Origin of the sequence: Halorubrum sp. AS12 (assembly GCF_051122765.1) — an archaeon.
Classification (GTDB): domain Archaea; phylum Halobacteriota; class Halobacteria; order Halobacteriales; family Haloferacaceae; genus Halorubrum; species Halorubrum trapanicum.
This window is the reverse complement of the sequence record NZ_CP185386.1, coordinates 126985-146536: the sequence shown is the minus strand read 5'-3', so window position 1 is coordinate 146536 and position 19552 is coordinate 126985. Positions and strand designations below refer to the sequence as shown.

At 59.4% G+C, this 19552-nt stretch carries 14 protein-coding genes and 5 pseudogenes; 17 read left to right on the top strand and 2 right to left on the bottom strand.

The genetic code is table 11. The features are described from left to right. The first annotated feature begins 105 nt into the window (after positions 1-105). From ACODNG_RS15570 to ACODNG_RS15560, 3 genes and pseudogenes are all read left to right on the top strand, one after another. Positions 106-501, top strand: coding sequence for a hypothetical protein (locus ACODNG_RS15570; RefSeq protein ID WP_092664124.1), 396 nt, complete (start codon positions 106-108; stop codon positions 499-501). Positions 502-647: 146 nt separating this feature from the next. After that, positions 648-845: a heavy-metal-associated domain-containing protein gene (locus ACODNG_RS15565; RefSeq protein WP_379771245.1), complete on the top strand. Its 198-nt coding sequence runs from the start codon at positions 648-650 to the stop codon at positions 843-845. 132 nt (positions 846-977) lie between these two features. Further along, positions 978-3259 (top strand): annotated as a pseudogene (locus tag ACODNG_RS15560) (copper-translocating P-type ATPase). 321 nt (positions 3260-3580) lie between these two features. Here the strand turns inward: ACODNG_RS15560 and ACODNG_RS15555 are convergent. After that, the gene (locus tag ACODNG_RS15555) at positions 3581-4468 is read right to left on the bottom strand and encodes a hypothetical protein (protein ID WP_434523276.1); all 888 of its coding nucleotides are present in this window, start codon (positions 4466-4468) and stop codon (positions 3581-3583) included. 68 nt (positions 4469-4536) lie between these two features. Continuing rightward, on the bottom strand, positions 4537-4803 hold the full coding sequence (locus tag ACODNG_RS15550; RefSeq protein ID WP_434523295.1) for a helix-turn-helix transcriptional regulator: 267 nt from the start codon (positions 4801-4803) through the stop codon (positions 4537-4539). A gap of 165 nt (positions 4804-4968) precedes the next feature. On the opposite strand from ACODNG_RS15550, the gene ACODNG_RS15545 reads away from it, so the two are divergent. From ACODNG_RS15545 to ACODNG_RS15480, 14 genes and pseudogenes are all read left to right on the top strand, one after another. Beyond that, the gene (locus tag ACODNG_RS15545) at positions 4969-5136 is read left to right on the top strand and encodes a DNA-binding protein (RefSeq protein WP_004048632.1); all 168 of its coding nucleotides are present in this window, start codon (positions 4969-4971) and stop codon (positions 5134-5136) included. Positions 5137-5207: 71 nt separating this feature from the next. Next, a pseudogene (locus tag ACODNG_RS15540) lies at positions 5208-5363 on the top strand (TATA-box-binding protein); the annotation flags it as partial. Further along, entirely contained in the window at positions 5320-5472 is a 153-nt protein-coding gene (locus ACODNG_RS15535) for a hypothetical protein (RefSeq protein WP_434523294.1), read from the top strand. The pseudogene ACODNG_RS15540 and the gene ACODNG_RS15535, both read left to right, overlap by 44 nt. Beyond that, a complete protein-coding gene (locus tag ACODNG_RS15530; protein ID WP_434523275.1) occupies positions 5411-5770 on the top strand; it encodes a hypothetical protein in 360 nt (119 codons plus the stop codon). The genes ACODNG_RS15535 and ACODNG_RS15530 overlap by 62 nt, the downstream gene beginning before the upstream one ends. An 85-nt stretch (positions 5771-5855) precedes the next feature. Beyond that, positions 5856-6899, top strand: a complete 1044-nt coding sequence (gene xseA / locus ACODNG_RS15525; protein ID WP_379771253.1) for an exodeoxyribonuclease VII large subunit — start codon at positions 5856-5858, stop codon at positions 6897-6899. Between the two features lie 2 nt (positions 6900-6901). Beyond that, positions 6902-7084, top strand: coding sequence for an exodeoxyribonuclease VII small subunit (gene xseB / locus ACODNG_RS15520; protein WP_285254089.1), 183 nt, complete (start codon positions 6902-6904; stop codon positions 7082-7084). Positions 7085-7292: 208 nt separating this feature from the next. After that, the gene (locus ACODNG_RS15515; protein ID WP_379771255.1) at positions 7293-7571 is read left to right on the top strand and encodes a hypothetical protein; all 279 of its coding nucleotides are present in this window, start codon (positions 7293-7295) and stop codon (positions 7569-7571) included. A gap of 6 nt (positions 7572-7577) precedes the next feature. Beyond that, positions 7578-7997 carry a hypothetical protein gene (locus ACODNG_RS15510; RefSeq protein WP_379771258.1) on the top strand — a complete coding sequence of 140 codons (420 nt, stop codon included), beginning with the start codon at positions 7578-7580 and terminating at the stop codon, positions 7995-7997. A 28-nt stretch (positions 7998-8025) separates the two neighbouring features. Beyond that, on the top strand, positions 8026-9759 hold the full coding sequence (locus ACODNG_RS15505) for a hypothetical protein (protein WP_379771260.1): 1734 nt from the start codon (positions 8026-8028) through the stop codon (positions 9757-9759). Continuing rightward, a complete protein-coding gene (locus ACODNG_RS15500) occupies positions 9756-10616 on the top strand; it encodes a hypothetical protein (protein ID WP_379771262.1) in 861 nt (286 codons plus the stop codon). The genes ACODNG_RS15505 and ACODNG_RS15500 overlap by 4 nt, the downstream gene beginning before the upstream one ends. 2 nt (positions 10617-10618) lie before the next feature. Beyond that, positions 10619-11735 (top strand): annotated as a pseudogene (locus ACODNG_RS15495) (hypothetical protein). A gap of 2 nt (positions 11736-11737) precedes the next feature. After that, complete coding sequence (locus ACODNG_RS15490) at positions 11738-12859, top strand: hypothetical protein (protein ID WP_379771267.1); 1122 nt, start codon at positions 11738-11740, stop codon at positions 12857-12859. Next, positions 12843-15062: pseudogene (locus tag ACODNG_RS15485) on the top strand (VirB4 family type IV secretion system protein). The gene ACODNG_RS15490 and the pseudogene ACODNG_RS15485 overlap by 17 nt, the downstream one beginning before the upstream one ends. Further along, positions 15055-19367: pseudogene (locus tag ACODNG_RS15480) on the top strand (primase-like DNA-binding domain-containing protein). The pseudogenes ACODNG_RS15485 and ACODNG_RS15480 overlap by 8 nt, the downstream one beginning before the upstream one ends. The last annotated feature ends 185 nt before the right edge of the window (positions 19368-19552 follow it).

Here is a 19552-nt window from a genome sequence, read left to right as displayed (position 1 = left end):
TGCGCGTCGTGCCCGGTTCGAAGCCGCTACTGTTCGGACTCCCCTCGTTCTCGATAGTGTAGCGTCGCAGTGGGAGTTATATCCATATCGGTCGTACCATATCGTATGATTCGAACAATCGTCGGTGTCCTCGGCGCTATCTCAGCGCTGTTCCCGGACGAAATCGTCGAGCTCTTCGAGAAACTCGCGATTTCGAATCCAGACGAGGGAACAGTGAGAGGGTGGATACGTCCAGCAGTCCGGTCGGAGGGTGTTCTGATAGCTGCGCTTTCACTCTTTAACGGGCGAGCATACGCGTTGCTGATGAATCTTACCGGCGTGTTCGGCGCGATAGTCCTCTTATTTCCCGACCTGTATCAGAGATTTGCCACCGCGTTCCTGTACGAGCGTCCAGAGTCGATAGAATGGAACGAGCGATTCCGCTTGGGCATTCGGGCTATCGGCGCACTCTATGTCTTTTTAGCGGCGAAGACGTACAGGGAGCGTCACAACGATACTTGAGCCTTCTCGCTATTGACACCTGGCGCATCCGATGTCTAGTTCGTTACGGCCGCAGGTATCACTTTGAATCTAAAGTTTGAGCCCCACGATATCAGTATGTTCGAAGGGGAAATCCGCTAAAGAGAGGAGGCCGTGTGTATCCCTGTATGACGACGACGATCATCGTGGAAGGCATGACGTGCGGTCACTGTGAGCAGACGGTCGAAGAGGCCCTCGAAGAGGTATCCGGCGTGACTGACGTGACCGTCGACAGGGAGAGAGAACAGGCAAGCGTCGATGGTGAGGCAAATGTCACAACTCTCGTGGAGGCCGTCGAAGACGCCGGGTACACCGCTTACGCCTGAGAATCGCGCGGACCACTCCGAGACAACGGCCAACCGTTGTCTTTGAAGCTTCGCTACGCTGGTCCTGCTGTACAGTTTCAGTGGGAAAGATTCAGGGGGCCGGCGGATCCACCTCTACAGAGAATATGGGCAATGGACGACCACAAAGATACAAATGAGAATCCCCCTGGAGGGGAACACCAGCAGGACGACAGCAGTCACCAGCACGAACACGGCGAGCAGGATGAATCGGACGCCGAGTCGGACGAGCAGCGGGTAGAACAGGACCTACTGGAAGAAGAGGCACACCCTGCTGCGGAGAGTGAGACGGTGCTCGACGAGCAGCACGAGCACGCTGGACACGAGGGCGAAGGACACGACCACAGCACTCACGAGGGGCACGGTGAGGGTCATGGCGGGATCCACGAGGGCCACGAGCAGATGTTCCGCCGGCGCTTCTTCGTCTCGACGCTCCTGTCGATCCCCGTCCTCCTGTACAGCGAAATGTTACAGGAGTGGCTCGGGTTCTCCGTCCCAGCGTTCCCGGGCAGCGAGTGGATCAATCCCGTCTTCGCGGTCATCGTCTTTCGATACGGTGGGGTGCCGTTCCTCCAGATGGCGGTCCCGGAGCTGAAAGACCGGTCGCCGGGGATGATGACGCTGATCTCGATGGCGATCACCGTCGCATTCGTCTATAGTCTCGCGAGCGTGGTCTTCCCCACACAGTCGGCGTTCTTCTGGGAGCTTGTCACCCTGATCGACATCATGCTCCTGGGGCACTGGATCGAGATGCGGTCGGTGCGACGGGCCTCGAGCGCGGTGGACGAACTGGCGAAGCTGATGCCGGACACCGCCGAGCGGATCACCGACGGCGGCGACACCGAGGAAGTCCCAGTGAGCGAGCTCTCCGAGGGCGACCTCGTACTCGTCCGGCCGGGTGCGAGTGCCCTGCTGACGGCGTCGTCGAAGAGGGAGACTCCGACGTCAACGAGTCCATGATCACGGGCGAGTCAAAACCGGTCTCGAAAGACCCCGGCGACGAGGTCATCGGCGGGACCATCAACGGCGACGGGAGTCTTCGCGTGCGCGTCGGTGCGACGGGCGAGGAGACGACGCTCGCGGGAATCATGCGCCTCGTCGAGGAAGCCCAGCAGAGCAAATCCAAGACACAGGTACTGGCCGACAGAGCGGCAGGCTGGCTGTTCTACGTCGCCCTCGCGGCGGCAGTCGTGACAGCAATCGCGTGGACGCTCGCGGTCTCATTCGACGCAACGGTCATCGAGCGCGTCGTCACAGTGCTCGTCATCGCCTGCCCGCACGCACTCGGGCTCGCCATCCCCCTAGTGGTCGCAATCAACACGTCATTGGCGGCTCGCAACGGGATGCTGGTCCGGGACCGTATCGCGATGGAGGAGGCGCGGAACCTGGACGCCATCATCTTCGACAAGACGGGGACGCTCACCGAAGGCGAACACGGCGTCGTCGACATGGCGACCGTCGAGGGCGTGGAAGAGGACGACGCTCTCGCGCTAGCAGCAGCCGTCGAAAGCGACTCCGAACACATGATCGCGCGAGCCATCCGCGAGGCCGCCGACGAGCAGGACCTCACCGCACCTGACGCGACCGACTTCGAGGCGATCAAAGGCCGGGGCGTCCGTGCGAACGTCGACGGAAAAGAGGTGTACGTCGGTGGACCGAACCTGTTGACCCAGCTCGATAGCGAGATCCCCGACCATCTCCAGCGCTTCGCTGACGAGGCCGGACAGAACGCCCAGACAGTGGTGTATCTCGTTCGTGACGGAGAGCTAATCGCCGCCTTCGCGATGGCCGACGTGATCCGCGAGGAGAGTTTCCGCGTCGTCGACGCGCTCCACGATCTGGGTATCGAGGTGGCGATGCTGACAGGGGACTCCCAGGACGTCGCCAACGCCGTCGCCGACGAACTGGGCATCGACACGGTGTTCGCGGAAGTCCTCCCCGAAGACAAGGACGAGAAAGTCCAGGAACTCCAGGACCAGGGCAAGCTCGTGGGGATGGTCGGCGACGGTGTGAACGACGCGCCGGCGCTGACCCGGGCCGACGTCGGTATCGCGATCGGGAGCGGCACCGACGTCGCCGTCCAGTCGGCCGACGTCATCCTCGTCCAGAACAACCCGATGGACGTCGTTCGGCTCGTGAAACTCAGTAAGGCGAGCTACCGGAAGATGCAGGAGAACATCGTCTGGGCGGCCGGCTACAACGTGTTCGCGATTCCGCTCGCAGCGGGCGTCTTGGCACCGATCGGGATTCTGCTGTCGCCCGCTGTGGGTGCGCTCCTGATGTCGTTGAGTACAGTCATCGTTGCCATCAACGCTCAGCTGCTCCGCCGCGTGGACCTGTCCATCCCCGAGCTTCCAAGCGGGACACCAGCGACTGACGCACAACCTGCAGACTGAAACGCTCCCGATCGCTTCGGAGCTTCTTCCAATTGAGTTCGGTTAATGGACAGCAAATGGCGACACTGCGTGATTTCGGTGGGTATCGCTACGCGGTCACCGGTTCCACAGTTTTCCCGAAGGGTCCGATAGTTCGGTATACACAGACGCTCGTCTGATGGGCTACATTGCTGCGCCAGCACTAGGTTTATACCGTTAGACGGACTTCTTTCCAACATGAGCCTCGAAGAGACGGTTGACTACCTCGCCGAGGAACTCGACCTCGAGCGGAGTGAACACGTTCGCGAGGTCGGACAGTCGGTCGCCGAGCTTCGCGACTGATCAGAACATTTCTCTGAAGTCCCGTTCGACCAGTCCGTCCTCCAGATACGTGATGAACTCTTGTTTCGTTGGTCCTTGACGGTCAAGTAGATCGTCCCGTCCTGCTCGTTCGAGAACTGCCTGCGCGAAGTCCGTACAGTGAGATTCGTGCTGCCCAGCATACTCTGAGAGGGCTTCTCGCCAGTGGATATCCAGCTCGAACTCGGCTAATCGGATTTGGATCCCATCTTTCCGTTCGACGAGGTCGACGTCCAGCTCTTCGAGTTGCTTGAAACGGAGGTTGTTTCGGCGGACAGTAATGAGCCGCTTGGAATCGACGATATAGGGATCGACCCACTCTCGCCAGGAATCGTCGTCGACGTGCGTTCGTGGCATCTCAAAATCCGGGTCCACACTCTCAATACAGAACTGCAGCATCGCGATGCCAGTTCGATGATTCGCATTCGGGAGGGAATGTCGGAGGATCAAATTCGACATCACCTCTCCAGCGACGGTCGGAAGCGGTGCTCCCCAGGAGACGTGATCGAGTGCCTGCTGGATCTTTTGCGGTTCGAACTCCTTGTAGAGCCGGAACTCATCCTCATCTCGAACATCGACCGCGGCTTCGAGCAACTCCACTAATCGGAATGCGACAACCTGCCCAGCACGGGGGAGGTCACGAATACGGTCGCTCAGCCATTCCTGATCGAAGTCAATATCTTGAGCTGATTCGATCTCTGAATCGCCTTCATAGAGCACATAGACCGGAGCTTCGAAGGGGTACCCGATGAGCTTTGTCGACTCGTCGGATTGCTCTCGCTGAGACCGGATCTCTGCTACCGATGCCGAGCTATATTTGAGTGAGAAATTCTCGGCCTGTGGGTGATGATAGAAGACGAGCCGAGCCATCTCAATGCGTATTCGTGGGAAGTGGGTAAAGCAGTCCCGCTTTTATATTGAGTTCTACTCGCCTGGTTCTACGACGTAGTGGGTGCGTTCACGTCCTCTAAATACTGGCTTTCCCACTCACGTCGCGCCTCGATCTCCCGCACTCCGCGTTGTGTGACCGTGTACACGTTCGTCCGTTTGTCGAGTTCACCTTTCTCCAGGAGGCCTTTGCCGACGAGGTCGTCGAGGTTTGGATAGAGCCGCCCATGATTGATCTCTTGTTCGTAGTAGTCGTCGAGTTCGGCCTTTACTGCGAGCCCGTGTGGTTCCTCGTGCCCGGCGATCACATACAAGATATCTCGCTGGAACCCAGTTGGATCGTTGCATCCGTCTGTTCCCTATTTTTGAGGGGTGGCATATGTTCTCTCTGGTGCTCAAAGGCGAATTCGGCGTGACTGGCCAGGAAGACTACGTGAGAACTTCGAACCTTTATATGGTGGACAAGAGAAGTCCGCGATGGAATGTCTGACCTAATCGTCAAAGCAGCCGTGAAGGACGCACTTTCGGACCACAACGTCTCGGCAGATTTCTACGACGCCCTCAACGAAGAGGTCGCCGAACTGCTCGACGACGCCGCAGAGCGTGCCGAGGCCAACGACCGGAAGACGGTCCAGCCCCGCGACCTCTAATTCGGAAGGTACCACACCGACGCTCGAAGTCACTCCCTGTTTTAAGGGGGTTGTGACTGGAAAGTACTCCTATGAGTGTCACAGCCGAATCAATTCAAGTCGAGAATGTGGTTGCGTCGTCCGATATCGGTCAAGAACTCGATCTCGAAACACTTTCTGAGGATTTAGGAGCCACCGACTACGATCCCGATAACTTCCCTGGACTCGTGTATCGGATCGCACGATCCCAAAGCCGCAGCGCTCATTTTCCGCTCGGGAAAAGTCGTCTGTACGGGTGCGAAAAAGCGTCGACGATGTGACGACTGCGTTGGAATACGTCTTCGACGAACTCCGTGAATTGGGTGTCGATGTCGCTACCTCCCCAGATATCGAAATCCAGAATATTGTCTCAAGTGGAAACCTCAACCACACACTCAATTTGAATGCAATTGCGATCGGCCTAGGTCTCGAACACATTGAATACGAACCAGAGCAGTTCCCGGGGCTCGTCTACCGACTTGACGAGCCGGACGTCGTCGCACTCCTCTTCGGGAGTGGCAAGCTTGTCATCACGGGCGGAAAACAGCTTGACGATGCTGAGCAAGCGCTTACAGTGATCGAAAACCGGCTCACTGACCTTGGGTTACTAGAGTAATTCAACGACACAGAACAGTTGGCAGGGTACACTGGCAATAGTGGGTGCATTTTTGAATCTGCTCTCCCCGTGTTAAGTTAGTGCGATGGCTGATGCCGAACGGGAGGTAGATGATATCCTGTCCGGAAATGTTCTTTCAGTCGAAGAGCTGAACGACCGAATTGCATCGGTCGTCCAGGACACGCCTGCCCTCAACGGCGTCCGCTGTATTGGCGAGGTCACGGATCTCCACCAGAACAGTACCGCCCTCTATTTCACGCTGACCGACGGCGACGCCGAGCTTCCCTGTATGCTCTGGGCGAACCGCTATCGGAACATGGATGTCGACCTCGAGGACGGGACCGAGGTCATCCTCGAAGGCGATATCGACTACTGGACAGAGGGCGGGAAAATCGACCTCAAGCCGTGGGAAGTCATCGTCGTCGGCGACGGCGACCAGGCAGCTGCCGTCGAGCGACTACGAAGCGAACTCGAAGAGCGTGGCTGGTTCGACGATGAGCAGAAACAGCGCCCGCCGGCGTTCCCAGAGCGGGTCGGCGTCGTCACGTCCCTCCGTGGCGATGCCCGGTATGATATCCAGAACGCGATCCACGAACAGGACCCTACCGTCGAAATCCTGGTGAAGGACGCCACCGTCCAAGGATCGGAGGCGCCGACGTCCATCGCGAACGGCATTCACCATCTGGACCGCTCGGAGGACATCGACGCGATCATCGTCGGCCGTGGCGGCGGGAGTGATTCGAACCTCCAGGCGTTCAACACCGAGCGGGTCGCGGAAGCTATCTTCACCGCGAACACCCCGATCGTCACGGCGATTGGGCATACTGACGACCGGTTAATCGCCGATCAGGTCGCGGATGTCCCGACGATCACGCCGACGGCCGCTGGCGAGTATATCGTGAATTCCCGCGAGGAGTTCTTCGCGGGCGAGGTCAAGCCGCTGGCACAGCAACTCGACGCCGCGTACGAAACCTTCGAGCAGGAGCACGAACACGAGGCGGAACTGGCAGAGGCTGTCGAGGAGGTGACGGCACCAGAGGGTCTTCCGCCGGTCTACTACAAGGCCGCTATTGCCGTGCTTCTGGTGCTGTTGCTGCTCATCACTGCGCTCTGGCTGGGGGTGACCTAAGCGTGGCAAAAGATTCCGAAATCCACGACCGACTGAGCCGCGTCGAGGAGATTATTGAGCAACTCGACGCGGACGAGTGCGACCTCGATGAAGGCACAGCACTCCATGAGGAAGGTCAGGAGCTCTTGTCTGAGGTGCGAGAAATCCTTGACGAGGGAAGTGGAGAAGTTGTGGAGCTCGAGTAAGCGAGCTGTCGCTCATTCTTAACCAACAGTACCAAACTCATCCCCCGAATTTGTTGGTTAAGCCTTTTCTACGACATGAACCAGTAATTCGCTTATAATTTATCCAACAATATTACACCACTTGATAGCCAGAAAGCATTTAGGTATCATCCAGCTACCGCGCCAACATGTACCGGGACTCAGCCGGTGCATACCCATACCCACATGTATGATTACGAGGTCAGTCACCATCGAGGACATCGATAATCTGTACCTGATGTGGAACGACCACATCAACGCCTCCGCCCTCTATCGCCGCGCCCTCCGCGAGGAAATGGAAGTCCGCGGTGTCGACCCCGATGAACTCCGCGACCTCCTCGAACGGGCCCGCGAGCAGGGCTACACGCTCGAAGAGATTGCCGAGGACACAAACCGATTCGACGACCTCCAGTCGCTCGTCGAAGAGCAGCAGACCCAGCCACCGGCTGGAGACGCCACTGACGACTAATCCGCTATGTCACAGGATCAGACTCCCTCCGACGCTGAGCGTCGCACCGACACCGAGTCACTACTAACAGGCAGGATTCCCCGACAGGCCGCACTCACAATCGTCTTCCTTGGCCTGTTTGCCGTCGAACCAGTTGCCGCCCAGGACAACGCCGTCTGTAGCGCGGACAACCTCCCAAGTATGATTGAGGGGTTCTTCCAGCTGACCACCGCGCTGGGGATCGTCGGGCTCGCCATCGTCTGGCAGGCTGACTCCCTCATCGAGATGTTTACCCTCAATCCCGAGCAGAAGAAGGGGCTCAAGCGGCACAAGCGCTCCGCGATGAAGTCCGCGGTCGTCCTCGTCGTCCTCGGCCCGCTATACACCGTTGCCGGGTCGATGATGGGCCTGCCGCTGGCGACGTGCGTCGATCTCGTCCCCTGGTAATCTCCCCGCAGTCCCCGTTTCGAGCCCTATGAATCACCAAGAGCTCTCCGTGCTCATGGCCGGCTTGCTCGTGACGAGCCTAGTCACGGGTATCGTCGCAGCCGACCCGCCGCGACCGGGAACGGAGGGGAACGGGCTCTCCGAGAACGAATCCGCGACCCTCTGGTCTCGCGACGCAGACAACTATATCGGCCAAGAGGAGTACCGCCAGCGGTACGGCGAGGATCGTTCCGCTGTCCATCAAGTAGCAAACGGGACGGATATCACGTTCAAACAGCCGCCGGCGACTGCGGCGACGTGGACGCGGAACGACTTTGAGGACCTCGACGCCGGCGGGGCAGATACGTCCCTGCATCCGCCGCACGCAGACCTCGAGGATGGCGTCTTCATCGAAGATGCTCACGCAACGATCTTCGCGGTCCAGCCCTCTACTCGTGGCCACCTCGAGTCCGGTGAAACCCCACTCTACATCGCTCCGAATGGGACGATGCGCGGATTTGTTGATTACCGCGTTCGTGTGCCCAACGGGAGTTCCTCCGGCAACACGACTATCTCGTGGTCGCTCACGGAGCACGAGATCGAAGAAGTCCGGCTGAAGAAGGACGGCGAGACCATCGCCGAGCGTGACGGGTCCCATACGCCTGCCCTCGACTACCAAATCGAGGATGACTGGAGTGCGAATCTCACGCTGGAAGCGGAGATTAGCGTCCGGCTGAAAAAGACTGTCAGGACCGACCTTGGTGACCGAACGGATGTCGACGTCACCTATCGGACGGAAACACGGAACGTCTCCGATTCGATCGCCGTCGAGATCTACGACCTCTCGGCGTCCCCCTACTTCGCCGAGTATCCCAACGGCGACGCCGGCGTAGCCATCTTCCAGTCGCGGCCGTGGCAGGGGTACACGCTCACGGACGACGGTGAGACACGGGTCCGTGGCATCTGGCGGTTCTACACGGCTCGAAACACCAACTGGGACACGCTCGTCCGGTCGAATCGCACGGATAGTGCTACTGTTCAGTCGGACGCGATTCCGGTCTCCGTTCACGCGTATCCCTCGCGTATCGGCCCGCGTGCAGAACCGGTTCGAGACGGGCCGGAACTCATCGATACCTGGGGGACTGACAGGCCATCACCGGTCGGCACCATCGGTGAGAACATCAACATCGACATCGTCAACCAGTCGTATACGACGACGTACGGCCTCGCCGTTCGAGCCGAGAACGTCGACCGTGAGGCGCTTCAGGTAGCGGGCATAGTTCGCGGAGTGAATGCCTCAATTGCTGAGCCAGACAGGGGCTCTGATCGGCAGCTCCGCCGCAGCAATCTCACTGTCGGGGTCATCAAGCAGAACCAGTCGCAAGCGACGCTCAGAGTCGAACTTCGCGACAATCAAACCGGTGCGCCGATCACGCTCGACAATAGCCGTCAATATCCAATCGGCGGCACTACCCGGAACGGGTACATCACGGTCGCGGACCAGCGCGTCGAAACCAACGCCTCGGGGGTGGCGATTGTAACCATCGATGACCCGGGCATCTACACGGCTCGGTACCATCCGGGTTCGTGGCTTGGGCACGACCCGGCGTACGTGAGCGATTCCGCGACGGCCCGGTGGCATCCGCTTGGAACGATCGACGGCTGGTTTGCGCTGGTGTTCGAAGTTGGCTGGCAGCTCCTGCCGTTCTTCGTGATGTTCTACGCCGGAAAGCGCCTCCTGCGGATGCTCGGCCCAGCAGACATCTTCCAACGCAATTCATGACACGAGATACCCCACCCATCAGTAGGCGAACCGCCCTCCGAACAGTCGCCGGCGCCGCACTCACAACCATTGCTGGGTGTATGAATACAAATGGTAACTCCGGAACACCCAGTAATGGGTCTTCACCTCAGAATGACCAAGGTCCACTTCAGCGTGTTGCTGTAGATGGGACAACGCTCGTGGTGGAACTCTCGGAAGACACCGATGTCAGCCAAGTCAACCTCATCCAACCGAATGGAGAACTGTTCGGTCAACGTGATGTAGTGACAGGAGCACAGCAGGTTTCGTTTGAAATTGGAACGTCGTACGCTCCAGGCGAGTATCGCGTTCTCGCACTAGCGGGTGAAGAGACTGTGCAGGAGTCCGCTCTTTCCGTTCAGCCAAATCTTAGCATCGTGGATATGGGGATCGGGAAGAATCAGCCTGAAAAGATGTGGGATAGCTCGAGTGACAAAATCTCAAAAGAGGCCTTCGTATCTGTTGAAAACCAAGGTGATGGCCCGGATGCGATCACGCAGCTCCTGTTCATTGGAGATGTTCCATATCCCTCGGATGAGGAAGGGACGAACTATGATGAAAACGACGATGTCAGTGGCATATACGATCCAGAAGAAGATGCAGAAGTTGACGAGGTAGTCATAGAACCGGGAGAGCAGCTCACACTATACAGTTACCGTTCACCGTTTGCGTTTGTTCGAGGTGAGGGGACTTCGTGTGAGAGCAAAGAACAAACCGGGAGCTTCGAAGCCATTCTAGAAACACGAGTAGGGACTAACCGAGTTTCCAATACTTACAGCATCCACTACTCCGCGTCAGAGGAGTTCAATAATTGCGAGATCACGATTAGTGAGGACTAACCATGGTAGACCTGATTGATGTTGTCCTAGAGGGGTTCAAAGACGTCGTCGATTGGGTGATCTCCCTCTTCATGGAGGGATTGAACACTGGTTATGAAACCCTCACTGAGGAGATGTTCGGGACTCCAACGCCCGAAACGGAAGGTGCATTTGTCTTTGGTGCGCCAACAAACGGACCCTGGCCCGCAATTCAGGATGCGATTGGTCGGAGGTGAGATTATGCTTATCTCGCTGCTCCTTCTGGTGATGTGTGTTCAAGGACGACACACAGTTCGGATATTCAATATCGGAAGTGGATACGAAGCAAGACGGACAAAGAAGACTGCGTGGGTTGGCGCGTTTCTCATCATCAGCTGGTACTGGGTCAGTGTTCTCGGTCTCTACATCGTCGACGGGTTCACCATCGCGTTGATGCCGAGTCTGGAAACCCTGGGTGATGCGATGCTGAATTTCCTCAAAGAGTCTCTGACCAATCCGGGGCTTGCATTCGTGTTCGCAATTGTTGGCGGCCTCTCGATGTGGGCACTTGAGGCACTCTACTACATTCGTGAGGTGTTACTTTACGTGTATGTTTACGGAATGCCGATAGCGTTTGCTCTCGCATATGGTAATGTCCCAGTCCTCTCGGACATCGCGATGGGATTCTCAAAGCGGTTTGTTCCTTTGGCGGTTCTACCCCTTCCAGCAGCAGTCGTGTTCAAAGGATACGATCTGCTGTATTCGGAAGGGGCACTCACCCCAAATAGTGCGTTTCTGAAGTACCTAGTTGCCGCGTCACTGCCTCTTATTGCACTCTATCTCACGTGGAAGACGTTCAAATACGCGACCCCACTGACGGCGAAAGTCCTCGGTGGCGCAACCAAGGGAGCGGCCCTCATCGGCGGCGTGGCTGCCGGTGCGTACGTCGGCGGCGCCGGCGTCGCGACGACCGCCGCTCGGTGGGGGCCGAAAGCCGCCGCCGGCCATGCCGTTGCACACAAAGCTGCTGCTCGGGGCGGTCATGGAGAGGGTGGAGGTAGTACTCCATCGTACCGGCGGACCGAAAACGATCCCGGTGGATCCACAGCGGAGACAGCGGGTGACGACCGTGGAATGGACTTTGACCGAGGTATCCACTAACAATGTCTATCGATAAAGACGCAGCCGCACGGCGTATCATGGACCAGCTCGGTGAGGAGAGCCGCATCCCTTACCTCAACATCGAGGAGGGTGACGTGGGCGTCCTCATCGCCTTCCCGATCGTCGGCCTGTTCATCGCTGGGGTCACCGGTGTTGAATCACTCGCCCTGCCGTTCGTCGCGGGTGGCTTCGGGTTTGGCGTCGCGGTTGTCTACGTCTCGCCCGACCACCTCAACGCGTGGACGTGGACGAAAGACGTCTACCGCTACATCAAGCGCCCCCAGATCACATTCAGTGCCCCGGAGGAGGCCGACAGTAGCACCAACGAGACAGAGCGCAACGAGGGCGGGCTCGCGAACTACACACCGTTCAAGCCCGACGAGCGGACGCAGGACCTCACGAACATCGAACGGGCGTGGCCGGGGGCTGGCGCAATCCAACGCGCCGACGGCACGATGGAGGCGTTCATCGAGGTCGACCCCGGCAACATGGACTTCGCGATGTCCGACGACTGGGCACAGCTCCAAGACGCCGGCGAGGAGTTCGCCAACAAGGAACTGGACTCGAAGCTCAAACTCCACGCCACGACCCGCTCGTTCCCGGTCGAACAGATCACCGAGAACATCGAAGACCGCCTGAACGACGAGGACGTCACAGAGAACCCGATCTTCCGGGAACTCCTCGAGGAGTATCGGGAGACGCGGCCGAAGGAGATGCGCGAACGGGGCATCCAGCAGATGCGGTACTACATCGGCGTCGAGGTCACCCCGCTGGAGGTCTACGACCGCTTCCGGGATGAGGGCACACCGGCCGAGAAGCTGACGCAGTTCCCCGTCATCGGGTTCCTGTTCAACCCGTTCGTGACCCGCCGCGAGGACCTCACCGACGTCGAGCGCCGCGCCCAGATGTTCGAGAAGCTGGACAGCCGAGTCAACGACGTGCGGTCGGAGTTCATCCAGCAGGCGTCGGGCTGGTCCGCACGGCGGCTCAGCACGGTCGAACTCTTTGTGTTGAATATGGACTTCTGGAACGGCCGCGAACACGAGTACGACGACGCAGAGAGCGTCGTTCGCGAACAACCCATCATCGGCCACTCGCGCCGGGAGGATGACTACGATGCGTAACCTCGTCCTCCAGACGGGCAGCGGAGCCGTCGGCCAGCTCACAGAGTGGCTCACGAATCCGACCTCAGCTGAAGGGGCGGCCCTCTACATCCTGCTCGGGGTACTGGTCGGTATCGGCGGGAAACTCCTTTGGGACTGGTACACCGAAGACGACGAGGAAGAGGTCGAGTTCTCGGACCTGCTCGACGAGGAGACCATCGAACAGGGCGCGGCCGAACGCCAACTTCTCGACGACATCGCCGAGTCACACAAGACGGTGACGGCGCCGGCGGCGATCGAGTGGGAGACGCGCGCGGCACGGGTCGGCGAGCAGTGGACGACGACGCTGTACATCGCTGACTATCCGGACTACCCCAACGACGGCTACCTCTCCGAGCTCTTCGAGATGACGGACGTGCAGTTCGACCTGACGGCCCACATCACGCCGAAGAACCAGGAGCGGGCCCGGAACGAACTGCAGGATATCGCTGACGACCTCCAGGTGGATGCGAGACCTCGAACAGAGCGTCCGGAGTGCCTACCTACAGGAACGCGCCAACGAGGCCGCAGCGACGTACAAGGCCGTCGAGAACGGTGCGAACGTCTTCGACCAGGGGATGTTCATCACGGTTCGGGCCGACGAGAAGGAGGACCTCCGCGACGCCGTCCAGAAGGTCAAGAGCGCGCTCCGTGACGACCCGGCGAACCTCACACCGAAGACGGCGATCTGTCGGCAGGATCTTGCCCTCCAGTCCGCCGCACCCATCGGTGACAACGAGTTTGGGCGGACGTCGATCGCGCTCGGCGGCGCCGTTGGCGCGTTACTCTCCTCGCCGCACAACGCGACGATCCTCGAGGAAGGCGGCGTCGAATTCGGGATTCACAAGGACAACCAGAGCCCGGTCGTCATCGACCCGTTCGCGCGGGACAACGGCTACGCGATGTTCACCGTCGGCGACACCGGCTCCGGGAAGTCGTTCAGTTCCAAGCAGAACTTCATCCGCTCCATCGAGCAGAGCAAGGACCGTATCGGCATCATCCTCGAGCCGTTGAACAACTGGGCGGGGGTCTCAGAGGCGCTCGACGCCAAGCGAATCACCGTCGGCGGGACGCTCGGGCTGAACCCCTTGGAGATCCGCGAGACGCCCGAACACGTCCAGCGGGCGATGGGCGAGGACGCGAGCCCGTTCAACGAGAAGCTCGACGACGCGATGAGCTTCCTCACGAACTTCTTCGCGCTCCGGGGCATCTCACTGGGAGACCGGCGCACCACGCTCGAACTCGCCCTCAAACGTGCCTACCAGCGCAACGGCATCACCGACGACATCTCGACGCACAGCAATCCGAGCCCGACCATCCGCGACATGATGGACGTCTTCGAGGACATGGTCGACGACCCCGAGGAGTTCGTCGTTCGAATCCGACGAAGAGGCAGGGAAGATCAAGGAGGACGCGACGTGGCTGCTCGATCAGCTCCGCCCCTTCGAGGACGACGGTCGCCACGCCAACCTCGGTCAGGAGTCCGACTTCGACATTCGGGACGAGAAGGTCATCTACCTCGACCTCGCCCAGCAGGAGGGCAGCGTCGACAGCAGCACGGCGCTGACGATGCAGTTGCTGATCTCGCTGGTGTACGAGCGGGCGAAAGTCTCGGAGAAGGAGGTCGTGTTCTACATCGACGAGGCGCGCTACATCATGCAGGACGCCGCGAGCCTGGCGTTCCTCGAGACGGTGTTCCGCCACCACCGTCACCACGACCTCTCGATTCGGCTGGTCACGCAGACCGTCGACGAGTTCTTCGAGCACGCCGAATCCGAGGCGATCTTGGACCAGTGTGCAGTCAAACAGTTCCACCGCCTCGATGGGATGGACAAGGAGTGGGCCGACGAGTTCGGGCTGAACTACGCGCAGATGCGGTTCGTTCAGGACGCCGTTCCTGGCAACGAGGACGCCGGCTTCTCCGAGGCCCTAGTGGGCGTCGACGGCGAGTGGCGTGGGATCCAGGTCAAAGCGATGCCCAAGGAGAAGCAGGTCATCGACTTCGAGCCAACCGAGCAACGGCGAGACTCACTCCCCGGGACTGGTGAGAATGCTGTAGACGCGGACGCTGCAGGCGTTCCAAGACGATATTGAAAGTCGAGCGAGCGACAACGGACAACACACACCTGAGCGGACGCCAACAGAGACTGATGGCGGCGAAACGGGAGGTGACGACGATGCGTGAGTACCTTCGCGTGACGCCAACCTCCGAACGGCTCAATCCGGAGCGTCTGCCGCAGGCACTGGAGAGCCTCCACAAACTGACCTCAACGGACTCGACAGGGCTAGCTGACAAACTCAATCCGCTACATAGCGACACACCACTACGCTTCGAATTCCTCGCGCTCAGCGAGGGGGCAGATGACCCCGTCGAATTCTACTACGGTGCCGACGACCATCTGGATACCCTGGAGAAACGGCTCCGGTCGATCTATCCCGAGACGTTCGACATCGAGCGTACTGAGGTCGACATCGCATCCCGACTCGTACAGCCTGTCGAATTCGACCGCGAGACATTCGTCGAGCACTATGAGGCGGGCGACCTCCAGTACGAATTCGACCCTGACGAGCAATACGAACGTGGCACTGACGACAACAAACAATCGGGGCCAGGGGACGCCGAATCAGTCGCGGATGGAGGAACGGTCGGTGACCAGTCTTCCGACCACATCATCGAGATCGGCGATACTGCCCTCGAACTCGCCCCACCAGATGCGATTCCCGAGGATGAGCCACTCACGACGCTTGCCAAACCAACGGTAACGTCGGAGGGGACGATACTCGCCCGGCCAGCGACCGAATCCGTCTCCCCACTCGGCGTGCGGTGGCAGGGGTCTGCGACTCGGAAGCAAGACTGGATGACTTCACTCTCGCCATTTACTGCCGACGACGAAGCAGAACTCCCAGCCGTCGATCAGCCAGGGGGTGCGCTCGCGTCGCTCGTCGACCATCTGATGGAGGCGACAGCACCAGTAGCGTTCCAAGTCGTCTTCCAACGACGCGAGAGCTGGCAGTCCGATGCCGATCTTCGCAAAGAAGACGTCATCGACGGTCGAGACACACTCGCTCAGGAAATTATTGGCTCCCTTTTCGAACTCGACGATCAGTCGGAGAGCCGGGACAGAAACCAGCTGAGCGACGCCGTTGGAAAACGTGTCGCGGCAATCGAGGCGAAAAATCCGAAGCGGTCGTTCACCGCGAACATTCGAGCCATCGGGATTCCATCCGGTAGTGACGGTCACGATGATCTCGATGAGCGGATGCGATCACTGGTCCCGGTATTCGACCCGCTTGACGGACCGTACTACGAGGTTGCGGCCGAACGGGTACGCGACAGCGGCTTTCGGGCAGCCACGAAAGACCGGAACGCACGAGCGGCGCTGGCAGCGGCTCTTGGATCGTGAGATCACGACTGGCCGTGGAAAGACCCGACCGGAATTCGTCCTGAGCGGCCGAGAACTCGCGCACTTCGTACTCGTCCCCTCCTCGGAACAGCTTACTGTCGAGGGAGCACGTGGGACGCGTGCGGAACAGCAGAGTCGGAATCCGTTGCCCCGTCCGCATCAGGACCTCATGAGTGAGTTCCGAGACGGGATGGCAATCGGGTATGCCCTCGACGACACCGGCGAGGCCGAAGACGTGCCGACACACATTCCACCCGGACTGCTGCCCACTCATTACGGCCGGTTCGGAACAACCGGCTCTGGGAAATCGAAAGCCCTCATCAACGATATGCTGTCGCTGTACGACAACACCGAGGGTCCGACGATCCTCATCATCCCGAAGAACGACGATATGGCCCAGAATTACATGCGGGCTCACGCACGTCGGTTCGGAATGACCGACCTCGAAGAGAACGTCGTCCACTTCCCAATCCCGGACGTGCTCCCCGGGTTCTCGTTTTTCGATCTCGAACCGTCGATGGAGAGCGGACGGCGCCGCGAAGACGCCGTCCAACGGAAGGCCGACCACTACGAAGAGATTTTGAAGCTCGTGATGGGAACCGACCGCTACGAGCGGGCGACTGTGGCCCCGACTCTCATCAAGACACTCATCAAGGCACTGTTCGACGAGGAATACGGCCGTGAGAACGGGCTATACCGAGCGTCGACGGACTACTTCGCCCACCGACAGCTCGAACACGTCGTCGACCAGATTCTGGGAGGCCGGGCCACCGAACGAGAACATCGGCGACGCCCCACGGTCGAGCGACGAGGAAGTCACCCGGACGATTCGACGGCAACTCCAGTTAGATTCGAACACCTTCGCGAACGTGATGGGCGGTGTCGGAAACCGTCTCGCCTACATCTCACAGGATACGCACCTGCGGCAGATCTTCAACAATACCGAGAACCAGTTCGACTTTCGGGATGTCCTCGACGAGGATACGGTCATCCTCTTCGACCTCGGCGACCTCCGCGACGACGCCGCCCGGATTATGACCGGTGTGATCCTGACCAATCTCGATGCAGCCCTCAAGGACCGCAAACAGGCGCTCTCCCAGCACTCGGACGACTACGTCGTGAACTTGCTCGTCGACGAAGCAGCATCGGTCGTGGTCTCCGACATCATGAACGATCTCCTCGAGAAAGGGCGGGGCTTTCGCCTCTCTGTCGGCCTGTCGATGCAGTTCCCCGAACAGATGGAGGCTGAAGGTGGGCGGAAAATCTACCTGAACGCTCTGAACAACATCGGCAGTTCACTCATCGGGAAAATCAACGTCGACCGAGAACTGGCGCGAGCGATGGCCCACGAAGAGATGGACCCCACAGATTTCGCCAATCGGATCCGTTCGTTGCCGCGCGGAGAGTGGATCGCCAGCTTGCCAAGCCCGACGTTCGGTGAAACGGGGCCGTATCCGTTCAGTCTCGAACCACTCCCGATTCCACCGGGCCACCCCGAGAGCGAATCCCCGCTCACAGAGCGTGAAGAGGAGCAGTTCACTGAGACACTCTCCTCGATGCACGAGGACATCAATGACGAACACGGCGTGCCGGCCGCAACAGACGCCTCAACAACGAGAACACCGACCGACGGACACGGGGTGCTCGATATCGGGAGCGACGACCTGGACGTCGCGATTGCGAACGTGGTTCGGAGTCTGCAGCTTCGAGAGGGCTGCCGTGAGGAAAACGGCTGGGTGGCCGTCGAAGCAGTTGACGACGAACTCAGACGGCTCTTCGACGACGTCGACGCCGAGCCGCCATCGTATGATGCCCTCGCGGACATCCGAGAACGATCACGATACCTCGATACGACCGTCGATATCGACGCCGACGAGCTCCGCATCCGGCTCACTGAAGCCGGAGAGGATGTCTCGACACCCGATACTGGTGGCGTGCAGGCCGCTGGTGGGAGTGCCCACGACGCAGCACTCCTTCAGATCGAAGAAGAGCTCACCGCACTCGGCTTCACTGTCTCGATCCTCGCACAGGATGGCAGCGAGAAACCTGACGCGAGGGCGAGCCACCCCGACGTTGCCGACCGATTCGCCATCGAAGTCGAAACGACGACACCCGAGAATCCCGCAAAGGTGCTCACGAATCTCCGGAAAGCCCAAGAAGCAGGGGATATCCCGCTGTTTGTCGTTCGCCCAGGAAACGACGAAACTGAGTGGGCCGAGCGTGTCGACGGCATTCTCACACCACCCGTCCGTACCCTCCAGAATGGTGAGACACGGTTCTACACGACTGACTCGAATCTCACGTTCAACGGTGGAGCGACCGAAGAAGGTGGAGTGACGGCCGTGCGACCGGCGACCGACGACGAGAACGGGACCCAGAACATCTGGCAGCGTGATGGCGACGAGATCGTCCTTCGTGATGCCAGCGGGACGGAACACATCCGTCTCCCATCGCTTGGAAAACTCTCGAAAGATCGTGTTCCAGCCATCTACAGCTACGACCACGCTGCCGACGAGTACGTCGTTTATGAGCATGGTGAGCAACACATCTACGAGACGAAATCGGCGTTCGAGGATGACTGGGTGCGTATCAAGAAGCCATTCGTCCCCGAAGCCGGACTCCCCGTACCAGACTACACACGTTCGACGTACGGCATCGTCATCCTTCACGATGAGGCGAAATCGGTCGTGTATGAAGACGGTGGGAAGCGGCCACTCTCGGCAATCACTGACGGGGCATTCCGTCCCGCATCGCCTGAATCAGCGGCCGCTGACGAACCACCCAGTCAGAACGACCAGGCCGATGAGAAAGTCGAGGAAGACCAATCGCCACCGTCGTTCGAAGCGTTTGTCGACGAATATCTCGTCGAAGACGCGGATGAAGCCGTGCCGAAAGACGATGTATTCGGTCTCTACAACGACTGGGCAGAGGCACACGGCATCGACGATCCGCTGAATAAGAGTTGGTTCACCCGGAAGCTCAACACCCACATCAAGGTGGACTCCACGAAGAAGCGAATCGACGGGGAACCCGTCCCGCATTACACTGGTGTCCGCATCCGGTCTGAAGAGGACTTTCAGCCATGAAATGGACGTACACGGTCCAATTCCCGATATCATCGGGACTTCTTGAGACCTGTTCCACCCAAGCTGAATCATGACCTCATCCAATCAAACTCGAAGGTCGGAAATCACCCGACAGCGGTATGTTCCACCCAAATTCCCAATGGGTGGAACACCAACGAACCGAGCGAAATGGGTGGAACACGCTC

What these genes read in the sequence shown, in the direction of transcription:
- ACODNG_RS15555 (WP_434523276.1), bottom strand. Translation starts at nt 4,468, where the DNA reads ATGGCTCGGCTCGTCTTCTATCATCACCCACAGGCCGAGAATTTCTCA.
- xseA (WP_379771253.1), top strand. Translation starts at nt 5,856, where the DNA reads ATGGCTGATGCCGAACGGGAGGTAGATGATATCCTGTCCGGAAATGTT.
- ACODNG_RS15570 (WP_092664124.1), top strand. Translation starts at nt 106, where the DNA reads ATGATTCGAACAATCGTCGGTGTCCTCGGCGCTATCTCAGCGCTGTTC.
- ACODNG_RS15545 (WP_004048632.1), top strand. Translation starts at nt 4,969, where the DNA reads ATGTCTGACCTAATCGTCAAAGCAGCCGTGAAGGACGCACTTTCGGAC.
- ACODNG_RS15515 (WP_379771255.1), top strand. Translation starts at nt 7,293, where the DNA reads ATGATTACGAGGTCAGTCACCATCGAGGACATCGATAATCTGTACCTG.
- ACODNG_RS15505 (WP_379771260.1), top strand. Translation starts at nt 8,026, where the DNA reads ATGAATCACCAAGAGCTCTCCGTGCTCATGGCCGGCTTGCTCGTGACG.
- ACODNG_RS15565 (WP_379771245.1), top strand. Translation starts at nt 648, where the DNA reads ATGACGACGACGATCATCGTGGAAGGCATGACGTGCGGTCACTGTGAG.
- ACODNG_RS15500 (WP_379771262.1), top strand. Translation starts at nt 9,756, where the DNA reads ATGACACGAGATACCCCACCCATCAGTAGGCGAACCGCCCTCCGAACA.
- ACODNG_RS15490 (WP_379771267.1), top strand. Translation starts at nt 11,738, where the DNA reads ATGTCTATCGATAAAGACGCAGCCGCACGGCGTATCATGGACCAGCTC.
- ACODNG_RS15510 (WP_379771258.1), top strand. Translation starts at nt 7,578, where the DNA reads ATGTCACAGGATCAGACTCCCTCCGACGCTGAGCGTCGCACCGACACC.